Here is an 18334-nt window from a genome sequence, read left to right as displayed (position 1 = left end):
CGCTCCTCAATCAGGCCGCTGGTGCGGGGATGCTGCGGTAGCGCAGCCCGTTGTGGCTGCCGCGCAGGCTCTCCCGGGTGAACACCCGGGCCGAGGGGCCCGGGCCGAAGTCGACGATCCGGTCGGGCCGGCAGCCGTCGATCGCCGCGTGGACCGTGCCGGGCCAGTCCAGTGGCCGGCACACCGCGTGGGCGAGGAGGTCCGGCAGCAGGTCGCCGCGGTGCTGGAGGTTGACCGGCGCGTCGGCGACGTAGACCGGCAGGGCCAGCCGGTCTCCGGTCAGCGTGGACGTCATCAGGTGCCGGTCCTCCAGCGCCGCACGCACCGCCGCGTTCAGCAGCGGGGTGTGGAACGGCGCGGTGCTGCGCAGATAGGCCCAGCGGACCCCGGTGTCGGCGAACCGCCGTGCGTGCCGTGCCCGGAAGCCGGCGAGGTCGGCCGGTTCTCCGGCCAGCACGTGCGAGCGGCCGGAGTTGGCGAGGGCGACGTGCACCGGGGAGTGAGCCGCGAGGTCGCGCAGTTCCTCGGCCTTCAGGCCCGTCACCGCTGCCATCGGGGTGGCCTCGCCGCTCCGCGGCGGTGCCTTTTGGTGACAGCGGATCAGGGTCAGCGCTGTCATGGTGATCATGCCGTGGCAGAGTTCCGTGTACTGCCGGCGGCTGGTGATCCGCAGCCCGGCGACCACCGCGCCGATCAGGCCCAGACTGTGGCCGATGGCGGCCACCGGCGCGGGCCGGTCGTCGTCGCGGCCGCCGATCGCGGGCTGTAGCAGGCACAGTTGGTAGAGGTGGGCACACAACCCGTCGACGATGGAGTGGTCCAGCGCGGCGGCGTCGGGTGACGCGCCGCGGAGCCAGGCGGTCAGCGGGATACCGCCGGGCAGTTCCCCGCGGTAGGCGTCCGCGCCGACGTGGTCGAGCACGCCGGCCACCGCCTCGACAGCGGTGGTGAAGTACCGGGCGTTCTCGGGGCGCGCGTACAGCGCCCGTAACGCGGCGAGCGGCGGTCCTTGCATCCCCGCCATGCCGCTGAACAGGTAGAGGTCTCGCATGTGCCTTTCCCCGTGAGGAGGTGCTACCGGCCGCTGGAAGGCGTCGGCAGGAGCTGCGGGAGGGCGTCCGCCTCGGCGACCAGGCTCCGGGCCGCCCTCTGTTCGAGCTGCCGCAGGCCCTTGAGCCCGCGCCGGATCCGGTCCGCCGGCAGCGCGGGCAGCCCGGACTGGAAGGCAGTGACCCGGTCCGACAGCACGGTGGCCAGCTGCGCGATGCGCGCGTAGGCGGACCGGACCTGCTCCCCGTGCGTGGTGTGGGCCAGGAAGCGGTGGAACAGGGTGCGTGAACCGGCCAGCAGGGCCATGCTGTTGACGCCGGGCGCGCGGTACGCGGCGGTCACCGAGGCGCGCTCCACGACAAGGTTGTCGCCGACGACGTCGTAGAGTTCGAAGCCGTCGCGGAACCGGCCGAGGAAGGCGCGGTAGGCGGCCTCGAACCCCTCGTGGTCCGGTCCGGAGATCTTGCGTACGGTGGCGCAGCCGGTGAACCAGCGTTCGGGCTCGCGGGCGTAGCCGGCGCGCAGGACGTCCCAGCTCACGGTCAGCGGGGCGTACTCATGGTCGTCGGAGACGTTGTCGACCAGAAGGACGTCGGTGCCGCTCACTCCGCACAGCAGGAACGAGTGCGGCAGGTGGTACTCCTCGGGGAGGGTGCCGGCCCGGCGCATGAACTCCACCCAGTACGGGAAGTGGTGCCGGGGCGCGTAGAAGAAGACCGGCTGTCCGGCGGCGAGGAACCCGGTCACACCGGACTCGAAGCGGGCGAGGTCGACGGCCCCGGCCGAGAGCACTTCGAAGCCGAGCAGGCGCAGGTCGTCGTCGGTCACGTACGGGGTGTCGAAGGCCCAGCGGTCCTCGCCCCGCAGGTAGCAGTGGCGGTGGATGGCGGAGGTGGAGCCCAGCGCTCCGTACATCAGCAGGTCGGACCAACGGGTGCGGCCGCCGACGTAGGCGAGCAGTTGGGTCTTGCGGCAGTGCAGGTGGTTGTTCGGATCCCGGGTGCGGATCAGATCCAGGCCCGATAACTTGATCATCTGGTCGACGGACAAAAGCGTGAACCTCCGTTCGGCGGAGCCTCTGTCGCGGAGGCCCGGACCGGGGAGAGCCGCACACCTCTTGAGGGGTGCCGCGTTCCGAAGGGTACGGGCCGTCCGCGCCGGGACGGCGACGCCGGGGCGGGTGTCAACGGATTCAGCGAGGTCACGCACATCGATGTGCGGACTGTTGACGCGGCACACGCCATGGATTTCCCGCCATTGGGCGATCAGGCGAGGCGCGCGGCGGCAAGGGTGGATGGGTCACATGGGACCCGTCGATGGCTTCTTCGTCAGCGACACAGGCAACCGCTCAGGTGTTCGCCTGGTGCGCCTCATACTGTCAGCGCCGTGAGCACCGGTCAATAAAAGTCATACGATTTACCGTCCGTTGGAACTCCGCTCCACCTCCGCCCCACCGATTCAATGACTGAAGGTCAGATTCCATATCAGGAGGTCCAGTTGACCGAAGTACCTGTCGGCACGAAGAACGGTCAGAGGTGGTGGAGCGGCGCTGTTTGCGTTCGGCGTTCGTCGCCCCGGAGCACCTGGCGGCGGCCGTACGGCTCGTCGGCACCGGTGACGCCCTGCTGGCCCCGCAGATCACCCGGCGTCTGGTGGATCGGGCGGCTGTGGGTGCCCGGGCTGCCGGGTCGTCGGTGGCAAGTCGCCGCGGATGTCCAGAGCCCAGTCCTTGAGCGGGAAGCCGCCGGCTCAGCGCACGACAAGCGGTACGCGGCCGAGGCCGGCCGGACGGCTACGGCCGTCCCCGCCGATCTGACCGCGCTCACCCCGCGCGAGCGGGAGGTGCTCACTCTGACGGGCCGGGGTCTGTCCAACACGGAAATCGCCACCGAACCGACCCTCGGCGAGGCCACGGTCAAGTCCCACGTGGCCGGTATCTTCGCCAAACTCGGCCTGCGCGACCGCGCCCAGGCGGTGGTCATCGCCTACGAGACGGGCGGCGAGGTACTACTGGAGGCGGCCCTGCCGGGCGTCTCGTTCGCCGGGCGGTACGGCGCCGCCACCGGCGTCCGCTACCTCCTCATCCACCCCGGGGCCACCGCGACCGGCTTCTCCGGTGTGTACGACGCCGAGGCGCTCACCTACAGCGGGTCGATGCAGCGGCACGCGAACCCGTCTCCGCCGCACTGCCGCCGGTCCCCGCCGCCGTCGACGATCCCCTCGGCGACCTGTTGAGCGCCTTCATCGAAGGGCGGTGGATCCGGGTCGACACGCAAGGCCTGGAAGTCGTCACCGGGCGTCTCATGAAATGGAACTGACGCTCTTTCGGGGAAGGACTCATGTCGCAGCCGTCGCCGTCCGCCGCGCCCGGTTCGTCCGCAACAGTGCCTTCCCCGCTCTTGATCCGCGCCTCGTCACGCCGTGCCTCGGAGGCGGGACGGCCTCCGAGGCACGGTGCTCACGATGGTCGGACCGCGGGCGAAGGGGGGTTACGGTACGAGCTTCAGCAGGCGGTTGGGCGAGCCCGAGCCGGCGCCGGTGACCTTGCCCGTCGTCGCCCCGTTCACCAGGGCCGTGGCGACCTGGGCCGGTGTGGCGGAGGCGTGGCCGGCCAGGTAGACCGCGGCGGCTCCGGCGACGTGCGGGGTCGCCATGGAGGTGCCGGAGATCGTGTTGGTCGCGGTGTCGCCGGTGTTCCAGCCGGCCGTGATGGAGGATCCCGGGGCGAAGATGTCCAGCACGGAGCCGTAGTTGGAGTAGCTCGCCCGAGCGTCGGTGCTGGTCGTCGCGCCGACGGTGATGGCCTCGGTGACCCGGGCCGGGGAGGACGAGGAGGCGTTGGTGTTGCTGTTGCCGGCGGCCACCGCGTACGTCACGCCGCTCGCGATGGAGGTGCGCACGGCCGCGTCCAGCGTGGCGGAGGCACCGCCGCCGAGGGACAGGTTGGCGACGGAGGGGCCTGAGTGGTTCCGGGTCACCCAGTCGATGCCGGCGATGACTCCGGCGGTGGTCCCGGATCCGTTGTTGTCCAGTACCCGCACGGCGACGATCTTCGCTTTCTTGGCCACGCCGTAGGTGGAACCGGCGATGGTGGTGGCCACATGGGTTCCGTGGCCGTTGCCGTCCGCTGCGTTGGTGTCGCCGTCGACGGCGTCGTAACCGTAGGAGGCGCGGCCGCTGATCTGCTGGTGCGTGATGCGTACGCCGGTGTCGATGACGTAGGCGGTCACACCGCTGCCGGCGCTGTCCGGGTAGGTGTAGGTGCCGGACAGGGGCAGGGAGGTCTGGTCGATGCGGTCGAGGCCCCACGGCGCGTTGGACTGCGTGGTGTCGGTGACGCCGACCCGCTGGTTCTGCTCGACGGTGGCCACCGCCGGGTCGGCGGCCAGGCGCTCGGCCTCCGCCGCGGAGAGGGTGGCGGCGTAGCCGTTCAGCGCGCTGCCGAACGTCCGGGTCACGCTGCCGCCGTACTCCTTGACCAGTTTCCTGCCCGTGATCGAGGAGGCCTTGAATCCGGCGTCCTTCCGGAGCGTCACGATGTAACTGTCCCGGACCGCTGTGGGCGAGCCGGCACCGATCACCTTGCCCACGGCGGGAGCGGCCTGGGCGGGGACGGCGGCGAGTCCGCCGGCCAAGGTGGTCGCCGCGATCGCGGCGATCGCGGCGAACCGTATTCTCTTGCTCCGTAGTTGTGCCATTACGAGGGATTCCTCCTCTTGGCGGCGCGCACGGGTGGGGCGCGCGTCTGTGGGGGCGGGTGCGCGTGATCGCGCACCCCTGCCGAGGCGGGGGCGTGGCATCCCGCTCGGGCTGCGATCAAGAGTCGCCGACAACGGGCGCTATATCCAAGGCAGTTGACGAAACGTCAACATACTTGCCATGCGCACGACACAACGAGGGGTGCGTTGCAGGGAGGGGTTGAGCACGCTCTTCCTGGTTCCCGCCCTGCTCACTCGAACGAGGACGCCGCGTCGCGAAGCACGGTGGCCACTGTTTCCGGGGAGTCGGGGCCCGGCGGTCCGGGCCGGTACGTCACCGACCGCGTACGCCCGACTACCTCCGCCGCTGCGCCGCCTCGCCGACGAGCCGCGCTTCCGTGCACTCCGACGACTACGACTGCGCCGCGCTGCGCCCCGACGCGCTGCCCGAGCGGTTGACCCGGTTCCGCGAGGTGTTCACCTCGACGAAGTTCCTCACGGAGCACCCCGTCGTGCGCATCCCCCCGGAGACCGGGGAGCGGGTCCTGCCGCTCGGCGGCTTCGTCCACCGCATCAAGGGGCTGACCGCACCGGACTCGCGTGCCCTGCTCCAGCTTTCAGTCCCACACCGAGCGGCCCGAGAACACCGTCCGCCGGCAGTGCCAGGCCGGCGACGTCGCCATCCGGGACAACCGGGCGACGCAGCACTACGGGGTGGACGACTCCGACAACCGCCAACGCAATCCGCGCCGGGTCACCATCGACGGTGACGTCCCGGTGGACGTCGGCGGCCGGTGCTCCGTGCCGCTGTCCCCCGAGTCGGTGCCGGACCCGGCGTTCGGCGTCGCGTCGGGTGCGTCGCATGCGATGAAGGCGGCTTTCACAGTCCTTCAGTGCATGGCGGACGGACGCCGGACCATCGCCGTCCTGGGCGAGATGCAGGAACTCGGCGAGGACGGCGGCGAGGAACACCGCCAGGTCGGCCGTCTCTCAGCAACCGCCGGGATCCACATGCTGATCGCGGTCGGCGGCGACGACGCCCAGACGATGGCCGACGCCGCCCAGCAGGACGACCCGCAGCTGAAGGTCGTGGCCGCCCGCGACCGCCTCTCGCGACCACGCCCTCAGCCCGGCCCGCGAGACGCTCCAGCCCCGGGACATCGTCCTGGTCAAGGGCTCCCACAAGGTCGGGCTGGAGCACGCGGCGGAGCGCCTGGCCGAGCCCGGCACCATGAACGACGACCGCTGATCGAGGCCGACGGTGCGGCCCGCGGGCGCCGACAGCAGGAGCTGCTCACGCCCCCGCCGGAAGCCGGCCAACGAGACCCGGCGGTGCGACCGCTGGTAGGGCCTCGTAGTCTGCCGCTATGACCGAGAAGATTCAGACGCCGACGCCCCGCGACGCCTTCGAACTGCTCATGGCCGGCAACCAGCGCTTCGTCGCCGGCACGCCCGAGCACCCGAACCAGGACGCTGTCCGCCGCACCGAGACCGCACCGTCCCAGAACCCGTTCGCCGTGCTGTTCGGGTGCTCCGACTCCCGGCTGGCCGCCGAGATCATCTTCGACCGCGGCCTGGGCGACCTGTTCGTGGTGCGCACCGCCGGCCACGTCGCCGGTACGGAGGTGCTCGGCTCGATCGAGTTCGGCGCGGCAGTTCTCAACGCGCCGCTGGTCGTCGTGCTCGGTCACGACTCGTGCGGTGCCGTCGCCGCGGCCTGCTCGGCTCTGGAGAACGGGCAGACGCCGGGCGGCTTCGTCCGGGACGTCGTCGAACGGGTGACCCCGAGCGTGCTGGCAGCCCGCGCCGCCGGCCGCGAGAGCGCTGAGGAGATCCTGGCCGAGCACATCGAGCACACCGTGGACCTGCTGCTGGAACGCTCCCGCATCCTGGCCGAGCGAGTGGCTGACGGCCGCCTCGGCGTGGTGGGTCTTTCCTACCGCCTGGCCGACGGCAGCGCCCAGCTCGTCGCCGCCCGCGGCCTCGATGTCCCGGTTCCCACCGCGTCCTGACCCCCACACACCCCGATCGACCGCGAGCCCGGCCCGCGCCGCGCCCGGGCTGGGCCGCGGTCTGTCGCGTGGGTCAGGACCTGAAACGGCCTCGGGCGCCGACGGTGACCGGGCAACTACTTCCGGCAGGACCACGACAAGAAGGCCGAGGACGATCCCAACGCGCACTGTCACGGCGACCGTGTGGTCCAGCGGCTTGTCGACCGCTGGCACGGGCCGGGCGGCCAGAACCTGCGTCAGGCGACCCTCGACGCGGGTGCGCGGGTGGCGTGCGGTGTGGTGGAGGGCTGTCCGGCCGGCGGACGGCCCGGCGGCGCGGAGCCGAGAAGGCACCGGGCCACCCACACTCGTCCCGCCGGCAGCCTCCTCACTGGGTACGGGGCTCTTGCTCGGGCAGGACGACGACGCGGGTGCCGTTGGGTGCGGTGCGACCGAGGATGCGCAGCTCGTCGAGGTCGCGGACGAAGATGAGCAGTCCCCCTGGGACAGCGGCGCCGGCGGCGGCCCGGGTCTGCCCGGGCCGCCGCCACGGTGCCTGCCCTGGGCCGTCAGGGCCGCCCGAGGACCCGGTAGGTCCGCCCGGCGCCACGCCAGTCGTCGGCGGTGAGGGTGCCGCGTGCGTCGATCACTTTCGGTTCGCGACGCGGGAGGCGAGGCGACCGGGGCCGATGTGCCGGTACGCGGGCCACTCGGTCAGGTGCAGCAGCAGGTCGGCGTCCTGTGCGGCGGCGATCCGATCGTCGGTGTGATGCCCCGTACCACGTCGGCCGGGGTCCGGACCCGTGCAGTGCGCGGGCCGGCTCGCGCAGGAGACCTCCGCCATCCTGGTGTAGGCCGTCACGGCGACGGGCCGCGCGCAGCTGCCCCGGTGGGCCTTGACCGCGGTCGGCCGCGCGCCCGGACGCAGTGGCGAGAAACTGTACGCGGCCGACCGGATACGGCCGCGCAGGCGGCGCGTCCCGGACACGGCCGACACGGCGCCGAGCGAAGCCGAGAGCTCTCCCAGGAACGCCGACGCCGCCGGGGCACATCCCTCGGTCAGCGGGGCACCGCGGCGACGGCGGAGCGGCGCTGCGGGGCGCGGTGAGTGGCGGGTGGCCGTGTCCAGGGGTGAAGCTGGAGGTGTCCGCCAGGTAACGGGAGAAGCCCCTGAGCGGCGTTCCTTGCGGTGCCTGGGGCCCGGCGCTCTTCTCGCGGTCGGGTCCGCGCCCAGGGACGCCGGTGCGGTCGGGTGACTCGAAACCCGGGATCGGGGAACCGGAAGGGGTGCCCTGACCGATGAGGGAAGGACGGGTACCCGGACGCCCGGCTTTCTCACCAGAAGTAAGGACCATGATGGCGCACGAAGAGGACGACGGGCGCACCGACGGCGACGGCGTCACACGCCGCCGTCCGTTGCGTGAGTGGCACGTCGAGGAGACGGTCGAGGTCGCGGTGCCGGTCCGCACGGCCTACAACCAGTGGACGCAGTTCAAGACGTTCCCGCGCTTCTCGGCCGTGGTGCGCGACGTCGAGCAGGTCAGGCCCACCGTCACCGCGTGGACCATCGGCTACGGCCTGCTGCGTCACCGTTTCGCGGTCGAGATCGTGGAGCAGGACCCCGACGCCTACCTGGCCTGGCGTGGCCTGGAACAGCACCCCACCCACGAGGGTGAGGTCGAGTTCAGGCCCACGGGGTCCGACGGCACCGTGATCACGGTCCGGATGTTCCTGCGGCCGCACGGGGCCGGGAAGGTCCTCACCCGCTCCCCCGGGGTCACGGGGCTGACCGCCCGGTTGGTGCGCGCCGAACTGGTCGACTTCAAGCACTTCATCGAGGGGCTCGGCCAGGAGGGCGGCGCCTGGCGCGGCACCATCCGCAACGGCCGCGTCCAGCACGACACCCCGGAACCGCCCAGGAGCCGTGTCGCCCAGTGGCCCGTCGGCTGACCCGCCCACCCGCACACGGCAAGAGAAAGGCCAAGCGATGCAGAACCCGCCCGGTCAGGAGCCGGAGACCTCCCTGTCCGTGACACCGCCGAAGAAGTGGGCGGCCGGGGTTCCCGCCGTCGTGCACGCACTGGAGTACTCCCTGGAGCAGACCTCCCCGCGCAAGGCCGGGGTCGACCTGCTCACCATGAACCAGGTGGGCGGGATCGACTGCCCCGGCTGCGCGTGGGCCGACCCCGCCCCGGGCCGGCGCCATCGCAACGAGTACTGCGAGAACGGCGCCAAGCACATCAACGACGAGGCCACGACGCGCCGGGTCACCGCCGACTTCTTCCGCGAGCACAGCGTGTCCGATCTGGCCGCCCGTTCCGACATGTGGCTCAACCAGCAGGGCCGGCTGACCGAGCCGATGATCAAACGACCCGGATCGGACCACTACGAGCCCATCGGCTGGAACGACGCCCTGGGCGTCCTCGCGCAGGAACTCAAAGGGCTGGACTCGCCGGACGAGGCGGTCTTCTACACCTCCGGCCGGGCCAGCAACGAAGCCGCCTTCGTCTTCCAGCTCTTCGCCCGGGCCCTGGGCACCAACAACCTGCCCGACTGCAGCAACATGTGCCACGAGTCCAGCGGCTTCGCCCTGAACGAGACGCTCGGCGTCGGCAAGGGCACCGTGAGTCTCGACGATCTCCACCACGCGGACCTGATCTTCCTGGTGGGGCAGAACCCGGGCAGCAACCACCCGCGGCAGCTCTCGGCCCTGGAGGAGGCCAAGCGCAACGGCGGCCGCATCGTGGCGGTCAACCCGTTGCCGGAGGCGGGGCTGCGGCGCTTCAAGAACCCGCAGAAGCCGCGCGGGGTCGTGGGGCGGGGCACCCAGATCGCCGACCGCTTCCTGCACATCAAACCGGGCGGGGACCTCGCCCTGTTCCAGGCACTGAACCGGCTGCTGCTGGAGGCGGAGGACGCGCGTCCCGGCACCGTCCTGGACCACGACTTCATCAACGCCCACACCTCCGGTTTCGAGGACTTCGCCCGGCACGCCCGCACCACCGACTGGGACGACGTACACGCGGCGACGGGACTGACCCGTCAGGAGATCGAGAAGGTCCGCGACGAGGTCCTGCGCAGCGAACGCGTCATCGTGTGCTGGGCGATGGGCATCACCCAGCACAAGCACGGCGTGCCCACCATCCGGGAGATCGTCAACTTCCTGATGCTGCGCGGCAACCTGGGGCGCGCGGGCACGGGCGCCTGCCCGGTGCGCGGCCACAGCAACGTCCAGGGCGACCGCACCATGGGCATCTGGGAGCAGATGCCGGACACCTTCCTGGACGCGCTGCAAAAGGAGTTCGGCTTCGACCCGCCGCGCCCGCACGGCCTGGACTCGGTGAACTCGATCAAGGCGATGCTGGAGGGCCGCATCAAGGTGTTCCTCGCCCTGGCCGGGAACTTCGTGCGCGCGGCGCCCGACAGCGAGGTCACCGAGAAGGCGATGCGTTCGTGCCGGCTGACCGCCCACATCTCCACCAAGCTCAACCGCTCGCACACCGTCTGCGGCGACACCGCCCTGATCCTGCCGACGCTGGGACGCACCGAGCGTGACGTCCAGGCCGACGGCGAGCAGTTCGTCACCGTCGAGAACTCCATGAGCGAGGTGCACACCTCCCAAGGGCGGCTCGAACCGGCCTCGCGCAGGCTGCTGAGCGAGGTCGCCATCCTGTGCCGGCTCGCCCGGCTGACCGTCGACGGCGTGGGGAACATCCCCTGGGCCAGGTTCGAGGGCGACTACAACACCATCCGCGACAGCATCTCCCGGATCGTGCCGGGCTTCCACGACTTCAACGCCCGGGTGACCCGTCCGGGAGGCTTCCAGCTGCCCAACCCGGTCAACGAGGGCGTGTTCAGGACCGAGACCGGCAAGGCCCGGTTCACCTGCAACGAGCGGGTGGTCCCCGTGGCCCCCCAAGGGCACCTGCTGCTGCAGACCCTGCGCTCGCACGACCAGTGGAACACCGTCCCGTACACCGACAACGACCGCTACCGCGGCATCCACGGCAGCCGCCACGTCGTCCTGGTCAACCCGGCCGACCTGTCCGAACTCGGCCTCGCCCAGGGCGACCGGGTGGACCTGGTGAGCGTCTGGGAGGACGGCACCGAGCGCCGGGCGGAGAACTTCACGGTCGTGTCCTACCCGGCGGCCAAGGGTTCGGCCGCCGCCTACTACCCGGAGACGAACGTCCTGGTCCCGCTCGACAGCGTCGCCGACATGAGCAACCAGCCCACGTCGAAGGGCATCGTCGTCCGCCTGGAACCCACGGGCGACCGGTCCCGGCCGGCACCCGTCTGACCGGCTCCGGGAAGTGCCGCGTCCGGGAGAGGACGCGAGCGTCGCGACGCGCGGCCGCGTTGCCGAATGCCCCTGCCCGTGAACTCGTCCCGGGGATCGAAGAGGACGGCCCATGTAGGTTCCCGGCTTCGCTGTCAGGCGCCGATGCCGTGACCTGGGACTCCGCTCGCTGTCTCAGAGCGTGTCACTCAGCTGCAGTCTCAAGGGCGTGTCATTTCCTAGGCCCGAGTGCGTCGATACCTAGGGGTTCTCTGGAATCAGTCCAGCGATCGGCCGTGCGGGCCGGCGAAGGCCATCGGCTGTTCATCCAGGGCGAGAGCGAACACCGCTCGGTCCGGCGGTGCAGAGTGCGGAAGTTGGGCCTCAACGGTCGGCACGATTGGGGTCCCTCGTTCGTGATCCCGTGACCCGGAATGCATCGCGTCGTTTCAGCGAAGGCACTCCAAGCTTCGCTCGGCCGGTAGACCGGTACTGCGCTGTGCAGTGCGTCGGCAACTTCATGGCCCCCTGCTCGAATCGCGCACCGTCGTCGTGGTGATCGACCAGCGGTTCAGGAGCAGTCGCGGCCCCGGCGGCTCCTTCCAGTACGGCTCCCGGTCATCTCCCTGCGGCCGCTGCGCGACGTCATGGTCCATGTGCACGCACGTCACGCGCGGCCTTCGCCGTCGACAGGGGAATCCGCGCCTCTCACCTGCCCGGTGCGGCACGGGGAGGTGAAGCGGCTGACCCGTTCCCCAACCCCGCTCCTTCCCGAAACTGTGGCGCTGCCCCAGACGCCGAACCTCGGGTCCGTTGCCGCCTGCGGCGGGAGCGCCCTGCGGGCGCGTCCTCGAACGCCGGACGGGCTGGATGACGCGGACCGTGGCCAGCGCATTCAGCCTGTCCGGAGTTCGAGGACACCGGGCGGTCAGTGGGTCCGGGAGCCCGCGCCCGGCGCAGCGGCCGTACCACCGGCCGCGACAGCCACAAGCGCCCGCACCTGCCCCACGATCGCCATCCGGTTCCGCACGAAGACGGGATCACTCACCCGCCCCGTCACCGGGTCCGCATTGGACTCCGCGAACTCGAGCACAGGCGTGTGCAGATGCCCACCCGGCACCCGCAACCGCAGCGCATCGCGCAGGAGTGTCGCGCGGTAGGCGATCTCGTTGGAGAGGTAGTCGCCCCCGCCGCCCTGGCGGGCCGTGGAGCCGGGGGTCGGGCCGTTCGGGCGGACGACGGGGGCCGTGCCGCCTGCCGGGATCTCGGTGACGGCGGTGTTGTCGTGGACCGGGTACGGGCCGGTCCGGGCCGTCGTGAGCGCCGCGTACGGCAGGGTCGTCGACGTCCACTGCGGCTGCGGGTGGACGGTGGGAATGCCCGGCGGCACGGGTACGGTCTCCGTGCGGGAGACGTCCGCGTTGTCCGGATGGCCGCCGCGCCAGGCGCCGTTGGTGCGCTCGACGTCGAAGCGGCCCGGCCGGCCCTGGCTGATGGTGGTGAAGAGGTCCACGCGCCGCGGCCCCGGCCGGAAGTACGGCAGGAGCGTCCGTTCGACCGTGCCGTCCGCGAAGTCCGCCCAGCGCACGGGAAAGACGACCGCCTCCACGCGCGCGAGCCCGCCGGGGGTCCGGACGGTCGTGCCGTCGAGGGCGAGGGCCGCCGCGCCGGAGGGGTTGGAGCGCCGTGCGTCGTCGTCCAGTTGGAACGGGTCGAAGCCGGTGATCAGTACGCGCTTCATGCCGCGCCCCGGCGGCAGGTCGATGGAGTCCTGTCCGCGTGAGGTCCGCTCGACCGCGGCGATGAGGTCCGTGCGCTGCTTCACGGACAAAGGGAAGGCAGGCTTCCACTCCCGGAGTGTCCGCGTCATGCCCAGCCGGGCCCAGTACAGCGGCCGGTCGTCGTCCCGGCTCAGCGCACCACCGGCCGGGCCCCTCCCCTGCACCCGGTCCACGGCCCGTTGCCACAGCCGCCGCCCGTCACGTACCACCACCCGCTCGGCCTGCGCGGGCGTACGGGCGGTGGCCAGATCACGGCCGAAACCGGTGATCACGTCGGCGAACCCGCTCTCCCGCAGGATCTCCCCCGGCACGGGACCGGCGAGCCGCCGCTCCTCGGCCGTGGCCGAAGAGGCGGCGGAGGGGGCCGCGAGGGCCGGGTACGGGGCGGCCGCGCACACCAGAAGCGCGGCGCTCAGCGACATCCATGCTTTCCCATTGCGTTTCATGGGACAGAACACAACCACTGCGCGGGCATGGGCGGTAGAAGGGACGACAACTCCACTCACGCAACAGTTCGAAAACCCGTACCGGGCCGCCCGGGCGCCTATCAGCCGGCCTCGGAGTTCAAGTGAGTAACCCGCGCACCAGCGACGGCCAAGGCCCGGACGATCAGGTCGGCAGCCCTCGGAGAGAAGAGCCCGCCGGTCACGCTGAGGATGAACCCGGGCGCAGGAGGATTCTCCGCCTCCCGCAACAAAATGAACGCTTCCCCGTCCGCCGGGGAGAAAGCGAAGGCGAACCACTCGGCGAAGTCGTCGCGGATGGTCTCCGGGCCACCCCAACACTCTTCCAGCGCCACGGAATCAATATCAACCTGCGCAAGATACCTGGTCTCGCGCGGGCTGACGTCCCGTGCGGCAACCCGCTTCAGCCCTGCCGGGGCCAGGTCTACCGTACTCATGCCCAACGAGCCTCCCCGACGGTGATCGGAATGGAGGCTCATTCCTCGCCGTCCTTCACGAAGGATCTGACACCCTCCTCCACACCTGTCCCCCAGGAAACATACCCAGGTGGCGTACGGCGGTCCGGTTTGGCCTGCGCATTGCAGTGGATCAGCGGGCCGTGTCAGCCGGCTGACGGGGTGAGGCTGGTGCGGTCGAACGGGCCGCCGTGCGCGGCGGCGTACGTGATGGCGTCATTGACGGCGTCGAGGCCGAACGACCGGACCCGTTCGGGGGCGAGATCCAGCGTGCCCGACGCGAGGAGCCGGATGATGCCGACATTGGCTGTGCGCGGGTACATCCACTGCCCGCGCACGGTGATCGAGTTGCGCATGATCCATGGGTACGGGAGTGCGAGGTCGTCGCCACCGAGCATGCCGACGCCGCCCATGAGGACGACGCGGCCGTACTCGCGCACGGTCATGGCCGCCGCACGCGAGGCCGAGCTGGGTGCGCTCGGCGGGAGCAGGTCGATCACCATGTCGATCGGGCCGTCGGCCGCCGCGGACATCGCCGCGCGGTCGGTGGCCTCGTCCCCGGTCAGCGGGACCGGGCGCAGACGCGGACCGAACCGGTCGGCGAGCAGGTCGAGCGCGGCCTTGTTGCGGCCGGGGGCGACCACGCGGCCCGCGCCCATCGCGAGCGCGACCGCGACCGCGCTGCTGCCGAGGTTGCCGGTGGCCCCGCTGACGAGCAGCGTCTCGCCGGCCGCGAGCCCGCCTGCCAGCAGCCCGCCGTAGGAGATGGTGTGCACGGTGAGCGCGGCCCAGCGGGCCGGATCCTCCCCGGCCTCGGCGGGCAGCGGGAAGACGTTCTCTGTCGGGAGCCGCATGAGCTCGGCGAACGCGCCGTCGTGCAGGTACTCGGCGAGCCGCGCACCGCCCTCGCCACGTGAACTCCAGCCCTGGAGCGTGATGTCGGGCGTCAGGGCATCGTCTCGCGAACGCACCGTCGAGTCGCACCACACCAGGTCGCCGGCCCGCAGCCGGGTGGCGTCCGGGCCGACGTGGAGGATCCGCCCCACCGCGCCGACACCGGGTACGACAGGGGGGACAAGGGGGTACTTCCGCTTGCCGCTGAAGACTTCGGCCGCGTAGGGCGCCACGCTGGCGGCGAGGACCTCGACCACCACCTCACCGCCCCCGGCCTCGGGGTCCGGTACCTCCCGCACCGCGAGTGGGGCGCCGAACCGCGTCAGAACTGCTGCTCGCACGTGATGACCTCCGTGTTGTCCGTGCTCTCGAGATCGACACTAGGAGCGGGACGGAACATGCGGGAAGCGAGGATCCGGCATCTGTGGTATGCCTATCCCGCATGGACATCTCCAGCGCGGGACTGCGGGTCCTGCGGCAGATCGCCGAGTCCGGCAGCTTCACCGCGGCAGCTGCCCGGCTCGGATACACACAGTCGGCCGTCTCCCGCCAGGCCGCCGCCCTCGAACGCAGCGTCGGTGCCACCCTGTTCGAACGCCGCCCGGACGGGGTACGGCTCACTCCCGCCGGCTTGACCCTGCTGCGGCACGCCCACACGGTCCTCGCCTCACTCGCGGCGGCCGAGCGTGAGCTCACCGGCACCGTCCCACGGACCGAACTCGTACGGCTCGGGGCAGTCCTGAGCGCGGGTTCGGCGATCCTGCCCGCCGCACTCGCACACCTCGCGGAGGCCGACCCGCAGATCACGGTCACCACCCGCGAGGGCACCACGCCCATGCTGATCCGGGCACTGCGCGCGGGCTCGCTCGACCTCGCCGTGCTGACATCCCGCCCGCCCCACCGGCCCTTCGACGGCGACTCGCCGCGTCTGCACCTCGAGGCCGTCGCGGACACCGAACTGGTCGTGGCGGTGCCTTCGACCGGAGAGTTCGCCGGACGCACCACGGTGCACGTCGACGAGCTGGTCGACGCCGCTTGGATCGCCACCCCGTCATCAGGCGGCGAGCCGCTGCTCGGCGTCTGGCCCGGCCTGCCCGGAAGGCCGCGCGTCATCCACTCCGCGCGCGACTGGCTGACCAAACTCCAGCTGGTCGCCGGCGGCTTCGGCGTGACCACAGCGCCCTCCCTCCTGTCACCGGTACTGCCGCCGGGGGTAAGCCTGCTGCGCGTCGACGGCGCACCCCCCGAGATCCGTCGTGTGCTCGTGGCACGCCTCGGCGGCCGCCCCACTCCGGCGATCACGGCCGTCACCCGAGCGATCACCGCGACCGTCTGAACCGCCGCCACCGCCGCCCTGTTCTTCGCGGTACTGACGCCCGGCTCCGCCGCCGTCACAGCTCGGCATCCCGTGCATGACGGTCCAACCTGCGGATACGCGAGCGAGCTGATCCGGGCTCGTAGCCTGGGGCGAGCTGCTACAGCGAACTCCAGGTGCTCCACGCTGCCCGCGGCTTCGCCTGAGCAGTTGCGTGGACGGTCAGATCCTCCGTGTCCCGGATCCGGGCGAGGTGGCGCCGAAGCGCGTCGTACCGGGCGTCGCTCGCCGCCGCCTCCCCTCCTGCGGGCGCCGCGTCCGTCCGGCCCGGCGACACCCCCGGGCGCACGGCCGCGGTGCCCGGCGCACGGCCGAGCACCGCGAGCCGGGTCCTTCCCGCCGTGACCACCTGTACGCGGTCCGCCGGAAGTTGTCCGACCAGCCGCGGGCGGCCCGAGGCATGGGCGACGAGCAGCCGGTGCTCCTGGCGCAGGCCCTCCAGGACGTGCCGGCCTGGGGCGGGCAAGCCGTCGGCCGCCCGGATGGTGCGCCGCGCGATGCGGCCCGGCGCGAACCGGCTGGTTCGTGACGATTTCGCGGTCGCCGTCAGGGCCGGTCGTGGTGACCCGTCGGCCACGGGGTGGTCGCTCATTAAACAGCTTTGTTTCATTGGTCTTGACCAATGTGGGGCCGCTTGGCATGCTGTCGATGGCCGCAACCGATCATGTGTTCCCTTCCTGTACACGCTCTCCCGGATGCGTTCCGCATTCCGGTTCCAGAAGGCTATGCGCCCGTCTCGCGATCCGAGAACGCGTCAGTCCTGATCGAAGAACAGCTGCAAGTCCTGCAAGGTGCCATTGCGTGCGCGAATGTCACATCTTCGCATTGGCGTATTGCCTCCGTGCCGTCCGTACGGAGGTCACCGCCCGTCTCAGGCACATCCCGTGAGCTGTCAGACAACAGGAGGCTGGTGCCGACGTGCAAGGAAACCTGACCGTACGTGAACCCGTGCCGGGAGCCGACCTGTGGGACCGGGTGGCGCTGCCGTCGGCGCCCCCCGAACCACCCGCCGGGCCCGTCGTCGCGCCCGGACTCCGCCGCGCCCTGTCCTTGCTCGAGGAAGGCGTGCTGACCAGCAAAGCCAACCGCTCCTGCGGTTCGTACGCGGCGCGGGCGGTGCCGTCGGCCGGCGCCCTGTACCCCTACGAGTTCGCCGTCCTCACCGGCGAGGACGGCGTGCCGACGGCGTTCCGGGTCGACGCCGACCGGCGCACCTGCGCCCGGGTGGCCGCCGGGGCGGCCGTCGCCGCCGCGCTCGACGCCTCCGATCTGGCCGTCCCGGAAGGCGGCGGCGCCCTGGTCGTCACGCTCACCCGCCCCTGGCTTTCCATGCGCAAATATGGTGACCGGGGATACCTTTACACCCAGCTCGATGCGGGACACGCGGCCGGGAACCTCGCACTGGCCGCGGCCGGCCGTGGCGCGGCGGGGGCGCTACGGCTGCGCTTCCCGAGGGAATCCCTGTCGCAATTGCTGGAGGCAGACGAGAACTTCCGGGAGATTCACTCGGTGACCCTGCTGCCGGCCGGTCCGGCCGACGACTCCTGGACCCGGTGGACCGTACACGACGACACCGACCGGGAACGGCGCGGACCCACCTGGCGGTCATGGCTGGAAAGCACCTGCTGGGACTCCCTCGCCGGGTGGACCGGGCACTCCGAGGTCCCGGCCCTCCACACGGTGGCCGCGCCGCTCGCGCGCGTCCGCACGGACGGACGGCTGCCCGCCGCGGACAGCGGCCTGGGCGATGCGTCCGCCTGGTCCGAACTAATCGGAACGCGCGCCTCCAGCAAGGCGTTCACCGGCGCCCCCGTCCCCGTCGCCGCCGTCTGGCAGACGGTCTCGGCCCTGACGACACCGCTGGAGACCGACCTGCCCGACACCACGGCGCTGTCCGCCACGCTCGTGCTGCGGTCGGCCGCGGAACCCGGACACGACGCGGTGTACCGGCTGGACACCGGCGAGCGGCGGCCAGGACGGCTGCCGTCCACCGACGAGGTGGCCCGAGCCTGCATGCAGCAGCGCGCCCTCGCCGGGGCCGCCGCCATCCTGCTGCTGCACGTGCCGCGCACCTCGCTCGCCGGTACCGGCTCCGCCGCCGGCACCGAGAACCTGCGCGAGCTCGCTTTCCGCTGCGGCGCCCTGGGCCAACTGCTCTACCTGGGCGCGCACCGCGCGCGGGTCGGCGTGACCGCCATCGGCGGTTTCGACACACCGCTGTGGCGGACGCTGGCGGGGCTGCCGGAGGACGACGAGATCCTGTACGCCCTGCTGATCGGCCGCCCGGACGACTCGGGCATCAAATTGGACCGGCTTGCCATGGCGCACGCCCAGAACGAGCGGTGAC

General features: G+C 71.5%; 14 protein-coding genes and 3 pseudogenes. 8 read left to right on the top strand and 9 right to left on the bottom strand.

The window, feature by feature from the left end:
* Window positions 1–10: 10 nt before the first annotated feature.
* Window positions 11–1051, bottom strand: a complete 1041-nt coding sequence (locus tag HB370_RS40630; protein WP_167513279.1) for an ACP S-malonyltransferase — start codon at window positions 1049–1051, stop codon at window positions 11–13.
* A gap of 23 nt (window positions 1052–1074) precedes the next feature.
* On the bottom strand, window positions 1075–2085 hold the full coding sequence (locus HB370_RS40625) for a hypothetical protein (protein ID WP_167513278.1): 1011 nt from the start codon (window positions 2083–2085) through the stop codon (window positions 1075–1077).
* Window positions 2086–2618: 533 nt separating this feature from the next.
* On the opposite strand from HB370_RS40625, the pseudogene HB370_RS42365 reads away from it, so the two are divergent.
* Together HB370_RS42365 and HB370_RS40615 are read left to right on the top strand one after the other, a co-directional pair.
* A pseudogene (locus tag HB370_RS42365) lies at window positions 2619–2711 on the top strand (DNA-binding response regulator); the annotation flags it as partial.
* Window positions 2712–2841: 130 nt separating this feature from the next.
* Window positions 2842–3048: pseudogene (locus HB370_RS40615) on the top strand (LuxR C-terminal-related transcriptional regulator); the annotation flags it as partial.
* A 491-nt stretch (window positions 3049–3539) separates the two neighbouring features.
* Here the strand turns inward: HB370_RS40615 and HB370_RS40610 are convergent.
* Window positions 3540–4748 (bottom strand): S8 family peptidase, encoded by a 1209-nt coding sequence (locus HB370_RS40610; RefSeq protein ID WP_167513277.1) that lies wholly within the window; start codon window positions 4746–4748, stop codon window positions 3540–3542.
* Window positions 4749–5067: 319 nt separating this feature from the next.
* Here HB370_RS40610 and HB370_RS42360 point away from each other — a divergent pair.
* Window positions 5068–5615: pseudogene (locus tag HB370_RS42360) on the top strand (TauD/TfdA family dioxygenase); the annotation flags it as partial.
* 123 nt (window positions 5616–5738) lie between these two features.
* Here the strand turns inward: HB370_RS42360 and HB370_RS42355 are convergent.
* Window positions 5739–5921, bottom strand: coding sequence for a hypothetical protein (locus HB370_RS42355; protein ID WP_244406093.1), 183 nt, complete (start codon window positions 5919–5921; stop codon window positions 5739–5741).
* Between the two features lie 194 nt (window positions 5922–6115).
* Here HB370_RS42355 and HB370_RS40600 point away from each other — a divergent pair, with 194 nt between their 5' ends.
* On the top strand, window positions 6116–6760 hold the full coding sequence (locus HB370_RS40600; protein WP_167513276.1) for a carbonic anhydrase: 645 nt from the start codon (window positions 6116–6118) through the stop codon (window positions 6758–6760).
* Between the two features lie 625 nt (window positions 6761–7385).
* On the opposite strand, the gene HB370_RS40595 is transcribed toward HB370_RS40600, so the two are convergent.
* Window positions 7386–7736 (bottom strand): hypothetical protein, encoded by a 351-nt coding sequence (locus HB370_RS40595; protein ID WP_167513275.1) that lies wholly within the window; start codon window positions 7734–7736, stop codon window positions 7386–7388.
* Between the two features lie 356 nt (window positions 7737–8092).
* Between HB370_RS40595 and HB370_RS40590 the strand changes: the two genes are divergently transcribed.
* Together HB370_RS40590 and HB370_RS40585 are read left to right on the top strand one after the other, a co-directional pair.
* Window positions 8093–8689, top strand: coding sequence for an SRPBCC family protein (locus HB370_RS40590; RefSeq protein ID WP_167513274.1), 597 nt, complete (start codon window positions 8093–8095; stop codon window positions 8687–8689).
* Between the two features lie 37 nt (window positions 8690–8726).
* Window positions 8727–11039: an FdhF/YdeP family oxidoreductase gene (locus HB370_RS40585; protein WP_167513273.1), complete on the top strand. Its 2313-nt coding sequence runs from the start codon at window positions 8727–8729 to the stop codon at window positions 11037–11039.
* Window positions 11040–11946: 907 nt separating this feature from the next.
* Here HB370_RS40585 and HB370_RS40580 read toward each other — a convergent pair.
* The 3 genes from HB370_RS40580 to HB370_RS40570 all read right to left on the bottom strand — a co-directional run bounded on the left by HB370_RS40580 (window position 11947) and on the right by HB370_RS40570 (window position 14953).
* The gene (locus tag HB370_RS40580) at window positions 11947–13221 is read right to left on the bottom strand and encodes a pyroglutamyl peptidase (protein ID WP_167513272.1); all 1275 of its coding nucleotides are present in this window, start codon (window positions 13219–13221) and stop codon (window positions 11947–11949) included.
* Window positions 13222–13346: 125 nt separating this feature from the next.
* On the bottom strand, window positions 13347–13700 hold the full coding sequence (locus HB370_RS40575) for a hypothetical protein (RefSeq protein ID WP_167513271.1): 354 nt from the start codon (window positions 13698–13700) through the stop codon (window positions 13347–13349).
* Window positions 13701–13864: 164 nt separating this feature from the next.
* The gene (locus HB370_RS40570; RefSeq protein ID WP_208974487.1) at window positions 13865–14953 is read right to left on the bottom strand and encodes a zinc-binding alcohol dehydrogenase family protein; all 1089 of its coding nucleotides are present in this window, start codon (window positions 14951–14953) and stop codon (window positions 13865–13867) included.
* Between the two features lie 101 nt (window positions 14954–15054).
* Here HB370_RS40570 and HB370_RS40565 point away from each other — a divergent pair, with 101 nt between their 5' ends.
* A complete protein-coding gene (locus HB370_RS40565; protein ID WP_167513270.1) occupies window positions 15055–15948 on the top strand; it encodes a LysR family transcriptional regulator in 894 nt (297 codons plus the stop codon).
* 139 nt (window positions 15949–16087) lie between these two features.
* Here the strand turns inward: HB370_RS40565 and HB370_RS40560 are convergent, their stop codons facing one another.
* Complete coding sequence (locus HB370_RS40560; protein WP_167513269.1) at window positions 16088–16579, bottom strand: hypothetical protein; 492 nt, start codon at window positions 16577–16579, stop codon at window positions 16088–16090.
* 326 nt (window positions 16580–16905) lie between these two features.
* On the opposite strand from HB370_RS40560, the gene HB370_RS40555 reads away from it, so the two are divergent.
* Window positions 16906–18333: a nitroreductase family protein gene (locus HB370_RS40555; RefSeq protein ID WP_167513268.1), complete on the top strand. Its 1428-nt coding sequence runs from the start codon at window positions 16906–16908 to the stop codon at window positions 18331–18333.
* The last annotated feature ends 1 nt before the right edge of the window (window position 18334 follow it).

The sequence above is a fragment of the Streptomyces sp. DSM 40868 genome, assembly GCF_011820545.1.
Lineage (GTDB): Bacteria > Actinomycetota > Actinomycetes > Streptomycetales > Streptomycetaceae > Streptomyces > Streptomyces eurythermus.
The sequence above is the reverse complement of the archived record's forward strand: the minus strand, read 5'-3'. Positions and strand labels throughout refer to the sequence as shown.

Coding starts and splice junctions, on each gene's coding strand:
- HB370_RS40630 (WP_167513279.1), bottom strand. CDS start 1,051: ATGCGAGACCTCTACCTGTTCAGCGGCATGGCGGGGATGCAAGGACCG.
- HB370_RS40625 (WP_167513278.1), bottom strand. CDS start 2,085: ATGATCAAGTTATCGGGCCTGGATCTGATCCGCACCCGGGATCCGAAC.
- HB370_RS40610 (WP_167513277.1), bottom strand. CDS start 4,748: ATGGCACAACTACGGAGCAAGAGAATACGGTTCGCCGCGATCGCCGCG.
- HB370_RS40600 (WP_167513276.1), top strand. CDS start 6,116: ATGACCGAGAAGATTCAGACGCCGACGCCCCGCGACGCCTTCGAACTG.
- HB370_RS40590 (WP_167513274.1), top strand. CDS start 8,093: ATGATGGCGCACGAAGAGGACGACGGGCGCACCGACGGCGACGGCGTC.
- HB370_RS40585 (WP_167513273.1), top strand. CDS start 8,727: ATGCAGAACCCGCCCGGTCAGGAGCCGGAGACCTCCCTGTCCGTGACA.
- HB370_RS40580 (WP_167513272.1), bottom strand. CDS start 13,221: ATGTCGCTGAGCGCCGCGCTTCTGGTGTGCGCGGCCGCCCCGTACCCG.
- HB370_RS40575 (WP_167513271.1), bottom strand. CDS start 13,700: ATGAGTACGGTAGACCTGGCCCCGGCAGGGCTGAAGCGGGTTGCCGCA.
- HB370_RS40565 (WP_167513270.1), top strand. CDS start 15,055: ATGGACATCTCCAGCGCGGGACTGCGGGTCCTGCGGCAGATCGCCGAG.
- HB370_RS40560 (WP_167513269.1), bottom strand. CDS start 16,579: ATGAGCGACCACCCCGTGGCCGACGGGTCACCACGACCGGCCCTGACG.